The sequence below is a fragment of the Anaerosporobacter sp. genome, assembly GCF_031551385.1.
Taxonomy (GTDB): domain Bacteria; phylum Bacillota; class Clostridia; order Lachnospirales; family Lachnospiraceae; genus Anaerosporobacter.
Window position 1 is genome coordinate 1 of sequence record NZ_JAVBNS010000070.1, and the last position, 6,265, is coordinate 6,265.

The following is a 6,265-nucleotide window of genomic DNA, read 5'->3' on the forward strand; positions in this document are numbered from 1 at the left end:
CGCTAAATGAGAATGCTATTCGATATGTAGGTGCGGGAGAAAATCTTGAGGAAGCAAAGAAGCCGTCAGTTATAACTATGAACGGAAGAAATATTGCCTTTTTAGGTGCTTCAAGGGTTATTCCCATAACAGAATGGAATGCAACGAAATATTCTCCAGGCGTTTTTACGACATATGACCCAACTCTTCTTATAGAGGAAATTAAAGCAGCAAAGCAAACGAATGATTTAGTTGTTGTATATGTACATTGGGGAATAGAAAAGGAAGAGCAGCCAGAGGAATATCAAAGAACTATGGCGAAGCAATATATTGATGCAGGTGCAGATTTGGTAATTGGAAGTCACCCGCATGTATTACAAGGAATTGAGTACTATAATGGAAAACCAATTGTATATAGTCTTGGAAATTTTGTTTTTGGTCATACGATTGAGCGCACGGTTATGCTCGAAGTGGCAATTAATGATCAAGATATATGCAATTTGCGATTGATTCCTTGTGAAACAAAAGATGCATATACACATACACTTACGTCAGATGAAGAGATAGAGGAATTTTTTTCTTACTACGAAGGAATCTCATATGGTATTAAAATTGATAAATATGGGAATGTTATTAAGGAATAGTAGAGAAAGTAAAATTTATATTTTTATTTATTGACAAAATGTGATATAATGTGTTGGATATTCTTTGCAATACATAAAAACATAGGAGCTACGAAAAATGAGAGATAACGAAAAGAATGATGATTTAGATACATCGAAAGATGATATGCTAAATGATATAACGAAGTCTTTGGCAGATCAGATTAATGAAGATATGGGAGATACATTAAATGATGTGAGTAGTACGGATGAAGTGGAAGAGGCCGAAAACAAAGGTAGATTTCCAAGATGGGCGAAAGTGCTAACAATTGTATTATCTGTAATAGTGGTTGTGGCAATTGGAGGAATATATGCTGTAAATCATTACTTAGATCGTATTAATTATACCAAATGGGAAGACACAGAAAAACAAGAGGAAGAATTTGAACAAGATGATACAGAAGGCCTAGAGGTTGTTGATCCAGAGAGTATCGTTTTAGATAATTCAAGTGTACTTCGTACAGATAAGGATGTTATTAATATTCTTCTTGTTGGTGAAGAGGCAATTAACGATGGCGGTTCAAGAGGTCGTACGGATTGTATGATGATTGCGACAATTAATGTCAAACAAAAAGCGTTAAAGCTTACTTCTATTATGAGAGATTTATATGTTAGCATACCAGGATATAGTGATAATAAATTGAATGCAGCCTATCATAATGGTGGAATGCCATTGCTAAAGGAAACAATAGAGAATAATTTTGATATTGAATTAGATGGTTCTGTACTTGTTAATTTTGACGGTTTTGAGCAAATTATTGATCGTCTTGGTGGAGTAGAAATCACATTAACATCAAGTGAAGCTGCTTACTTAAACCGTACAAATTATATATCTAATCCAATTTATCGTAATGTAAAAACTGGTACACAGACGCTTAATGGAAATCAAGCGCTAGGATATTCTAGAGTACGTTATGTGAAAACAGAGACAGAACGTGATGATTTCGGTAGAACATCAAGACAAAGAACAGTATTGAATGCTATATTTGAGAAATACAAATCAAAATCGTTAACAGATCTAGTTACGATTTTATATGATATCTTACCACTAGCTACCACGGATATTGATAAGTCTACAATTTTAAATTATCTAACAACAGTTGTTACGCTAGGCACAACAGAATTAGAAACACTACGTCTTCCAATCGATAGTGCCTATAGTAATACAAGTGTAAGAGGTATGTCAGTATTGCTACCGAATACATTACAAGATAATATTGATGCACTGCATACATTTATCTTTGGCGAAGAAGAAACTACAGATGATTCGATAACGAATACTACAGATATAAATAGTACAAGTTCTTCTACAGATGTGGAGAACGCAACTAGCTTGCAACCATAAGAAGTAAGAGTTTCTATAGTTATATTAAGCTATAGAAACTCTTTGTTTTTGCTCTGCTGTCCAATTGTTCTAAATTATTGGAACGAACAATATAATACCATGTAGGTCAATGGACAGGTGAGTGGATGAAGAGAAAAGATAAATATAGAATTTTAATTGTTATGAGTATACTAATCTTAGCAATTGTAAATACATGTTTACTTAGTTTTATACATACAACAATTTCTTATAAACATATGCTTCATAAGCTACAAACGTTAGATGTGAATATGGAGTATTTTCGAAGTATGGAATTTACCGAGGATTCATTAGCGGTTTTGCTTTATGACGATGATAAGAAATATGCAGATAGAATAGAGAATATTACATTATCTATGATGGTAAATTCCTATACATGTACAAAAGATGGAGCGTTCAAATATAAAAAGTTATCAGAATCTATGCTTGAAGAAATTCGCAAAACCAATTTGTATCGTAAACTATATGAACGATATAAGATTGTGTTATCAGATATTCGTTACTTTCCTGTGCCTGAAGATTTGAAGAAGAAGTATGCTGTCAGTTATGAGAATTCATGGGGAAATCCTAGGTCATATGGTGGGAATCGAAGACATGAAGGAACGGATATTATGGCGAAGGTAAATAAACGGGGTCTTTATCCGATTGTAAGTGTTTCTGATGGAGTAGTTGAGAAAAAGGGGTGGTTAGAGCAAGGGGGATACCGTATTGGTATTCGAAGTGAGAACGGAGCGTATTATTATTATGCGCATCTGTATTCTTATGCACCAGATTTAGAAATTGGTGATACGGTTCTTGCTGGCCAGTTTATAGGATTTATGGGGGATACGGGGTATAGTAAAATAGAAGGAACGACAGGAAACTTTGATGTTCACTTGCATTTTGGTATCTATTATATGGAAGATGGAGAAGAGATTAGTGTTAATCCCTATTATATACTGAACTATCTTGAACATAACAAATTATCGTATGCATTTAGTGAGTAAGACGATTATGAATAAAGATAAAAATATGAGGTAAGTTTATAACTTTTGTGTTATAATTAAAAATACGTGAGGAAAGGTAAGGTGAGGTCTATGGAGATACAATTATGGAGGGAAATATTAGACCCATATATACTAGCCGTTGATGAATTAGTAGTTAAGTTTAATCACATTATAACGGAGTATCGTAATGCAGGTGAATATTCACCGATTGAACAGGTAAATGGTAGAGTAAAGAAAATTTCTAGTATATTAGAAAAAACACAGAAAAAGAAGATACCATTAGATGGCATAGAGGAACAAATTGAAGATATCGCAGGTATACGTATTATTTGTCAATTCGTAGAAGATATCGATAGGGTAGTTGAATTAATTAAACTAAGAGATGATATGCAAATCAAATCAATTAAAGATTATATTGGAAATAAAAAAGAAAGCGGATATCGCAGCTATCATTTAATTATATATTATACAGTTCAGACGCTACAAGGTCCAAAACGTTTACAGGCAGAGATTCAGATTAGAACACTTGCCATGAACTTTTGGGCTACAATTGAGCATTCATTGCAATACAAGTATAAGCATAATATGCCACAACACATAAAGAATAGATTATTGAAAGCATCGGAAGCAATTCTTATTTTGGATAAAGAGATGTCACAAGTAAGAGATGAGATTATGGATGCACAGAATTCATTCCGTGTAAAGGCAAGTGTTGTATCTGATATCTTAACGAATATTCAGAATTTATATAAAGTAGCCAATCAAAGAGAAGTAGTAAAGATTCAAGATGAATTCTTACGTATCTACCAAGAGGGTGATTTAGAACAGCTAGAACGTTTTAGCAAAGAATTGGATATCATATCGGAAGGATATCGAGCACAAAGTTTAAATTAGCATTTAACAAAAGATAGTAGATATAGTCTGTAAAATAGACGGTTAGGAGTTATTGTGGCATTACCTAAGAAATTTGAAGATAGAATGAAAGAATTGCTTGGAGAAGAGTTTGAAGTATTCCAACGCAGTTATAATGATAAATATAAAACAGGTTTACGTGCAAATCGATTAAAGTTAACAGGAGAGGACTTTGAACAAATAAGTCCTTGTCCTGTAAAGGCAATTCCTTGGACAACGAATGGATTTTATTATGACGGAAAGAACCAGCCAGCAAAGCATCCCTATTATCATGCTGGTCTATATTACATTCAAGAGCCAAGTGCGATGCTTCCAGCAGCATTACTTCCAATTGAGGCAGGAGATAAAGTACTTGATGTATGTGCTGCTCCGGGAGGGAAAAGTACAGAGTTAGCTGCAAAACTTGGTGGCACTGGGATTATGGTTTCGAATGATATTAGTAATTCAAGAGCAAAAGCATTACTAAAAAACATTGAGCTATTTGGTGTGCGAAATCCCGTTATTATCAGTGAAGACCCAGCAAACTTAGTAAAATATTTTAGTGGATATTTTGATAAAATTCTTGTAGATGCACCATGTTCCGGCGAAGGAATGTTTCGTAAAGACCCAGCTATTATGAAGAACTGGGAACAGTATGGTGTAGATTACTATAATAACTTGCAAAAGAATATTATTCTATACGCAGCAGATATGCTAAAGCCAGGTGGCTATATGGTTTATTCTACATGTACATTTTCTCCAGAAGAAAATGAAGGAACGATACGTTATCTATTAGAGAACCGAGAAGGATTTACCGTAGAACCAATAGAGCGCGTAGAGGGGTTAGGATATGGACGACCAGAATGGATAGGCAGTAATGATGAACAGTTAAAGAACTGTATTCGCGTATGGCCTCATAAGGTAGAGGGGGAAGGGCATTTTGTTGTATTATTAAGAAAAAGCCCAGATGTGGAAGCATCTTCTTGCGTTGGATATCGTTATGGAAAAGCAAAGTTGTCAGAGGAAGCGATCGAGTTTTTAGAACAGCTAGACATTGATTTTGACCCAAATCGCTTTGAGCTTCGAGAGGAACGTTTGTATTATCTGCCAGAAGGCCTACCAAATGTGAAAGGTCTTCGCATTCTACGACTTGGTTTATACCTTGGAGATATGAAGAAAAATCGCTTTGAGCCAAGCCAAGCACTTGCGAATGCATTGAAGATGACAGAATATACGAATGTATTGAATCTATTTGGTGACAGCGTAGATGCAATAAAGTATCTAAAATGTGAAACACTTGATACTTCAGAAAATTATATGCATTGTAAAGACAGAGATGAATATGATATGCTAATTGCCGCAAAGAAAGCTGGAAGAGAGGACATGCAAGATTGTTCAGGTGTTTTCCTTGAAACAAGAAAGAAGAATACATGGTTCTTAGTGTGTGTAGATGGACATCCTCTCGGTTGGGCAAAATGCAGTAACAATGGTATGAAAAACAAATATCTTGCAGGTTGGAGATGGATGTAATGAAAGAATTGATGCGACTAGATAAATATTTGGCGGATATGGGTGCAGGCACTCGAAGTGAAGTGAAACTATTTATCAAAAAAGGAAGAGTACAAGTTAATAATGAAGTCGTTACGGATGCAAATCGTAAGATAGAAACGGGTTCGGATATCGTATGCTTAGATGGCAGAGATATCTCTTATGTGCACTATGAATATTTTATGTTAAATAAACCAGCAGGCGTGTTATCTGCAACAGAGGACAAGCGTGCAGAGACGGTAATTGATTTGATTACAACATCAAAGAGAAAAGATTTGTTTCCGGTTGGAAGATTAGATAAGGATACGGAAGGTTTGCTTTTAATTACGAATGATGGAGCTTTGACGCATTCTCTTCTAAGTCCTAAGAAGCATGTAGATAAAAAATACTATGCAAAAGTAGAAGGTGTTGTTACAGAGGAAGATATCGAATTGTTTTCGAAAGGATTACAAGTAGATGATGAGTTCTTAGCAATGCCAGCTAAATTAACAATTTTGTCACAAGGCGAGCTTAGTGAGATTATATTAATCATACAGGAAGGAAAGTTCCATCAAGTGAAACGAATGTTTGAGGCGGTAGGAAAAACGGTAGTTTATCTAAAACGTCTATCTATGGGTTCTCTGCAACTTGATGAATCGTTGCAACCAGGAGAATACCGTGAGGTTACAGAGGAAGAGCTTGCATTACTAAGATAAATTTACTTAGAGTTATGTGGAAGAGAAATTGTTAGATTGTGTAGTATGATACGAGGCGGTATATCTGTAATTAGTGAGCTGCAGGTTATGAGAAAGGTAGGGATATCGATGTTTCATGAGATAGAAGCGGTTATATTTGAT

At 34.9% G+C, this 6,265-nt stretch carries 6 protein-coding genes; all 6 read left to right on the forward strand.

The window, feature by feature from the left end; genetic code table 11:
• Positions 1–623, forward strand: a 623-nt coding sequence (locus RMR19_RS07095) for a CapA family protein (protein WP_310602803.1), incomplete at its 5' end; no start/stop codon positions are given.
• A gap of 97 nt (positions 624–720) precedes the next feature.
• Positions 721–1,986: an LCP family protein gene (locus RMR19_RS07100; RefSeq protein WP_310602804.1), complete on the forward strand. Its 1,266-nt coding sequence runs from the start codon at positions 721–723 to the stop codon at positions 1,984–1,986.
• A gap of 125 nt (positions 1,987–2,111) precedes the next feature.
• Positions 2,112–2,990: a M23 family metallopeptidase gene (locus tag RMR19_RS07105; RefSeq protein WP_310602805.1), complete on the forward strand. Its 879-nt coding sequence runs from the start codon at positions 2,112–2,114 to the stop codon at positions 2,988–2,990.
• A gap of 90 nt (positions 2,991–3,080) precedes the next feature.
• Complete coding sequence (locus RMR19_RS07110; protein ID WP_310602806.1) at positions 3,081–3,884, forward strand: GTP pyrophosphokinase; 804 nt, start codon at positions 3,081–3,083, stop codon at positions 3,882–3,884.
• 54 nt (positions 3,885–3,938) lie between these two features.
• Positions 3,939–5,411, forward strand: a complete 1,473-nt coding sequence (locus RMR19_RS07115; RefSeq protein WP_310602807.1) for an RsmB/NOP family class I SAM-dependent RNA methyltransferase — start codon at positions 3,939–3,941, stop codon at positions 5,409–5,411.
• Positions 5,411–6,124 (forward strand): pseudouridine synthase, encoded by a 714-nt coding sequence (locus tag RMR19_RS07120; protein ID WP_310602808.1) that lies wholly within the window; start codon positions 5,411–5,413, stop codon positions 6,122–6,124. The genes RMR19_RS07115 and RMR19_RS07120 overlap by 1 nt, the downstream gene beginning before the upstream one ends.
• Positions 6,125–6,265 lie beyond the last annotated feature (141 nt).

Coding starts and splice junctions, on each gene's coding strand:
- RMR19_RS07100 (WP_310602804.1), top strand. CDS start 721: ATGAGAGATAACGAAAAGAATGATGATTTAGATACATCGAAAGATGAT.
- RMR19_RS07105 (WP_310602805.1), top strand. CDS start 2,112: ATGAAGAGAAAAGATAAATATAGAATTTTAATTGTTATGAGTATACTA.
- RMR19_RS07110 (WP_310602806.1), top strand. CDS start 3,081: ATGGAGATACAATTATGGAGGGAAATATTAGACCCATATATACTAGCC.
- RMR19_RS07120 (WP_310602808.1), top strand. CDS start 5,411: ATGAAAGAATTGATGCGACTAGATAAATATTTGGCGGATATGGGTGCA.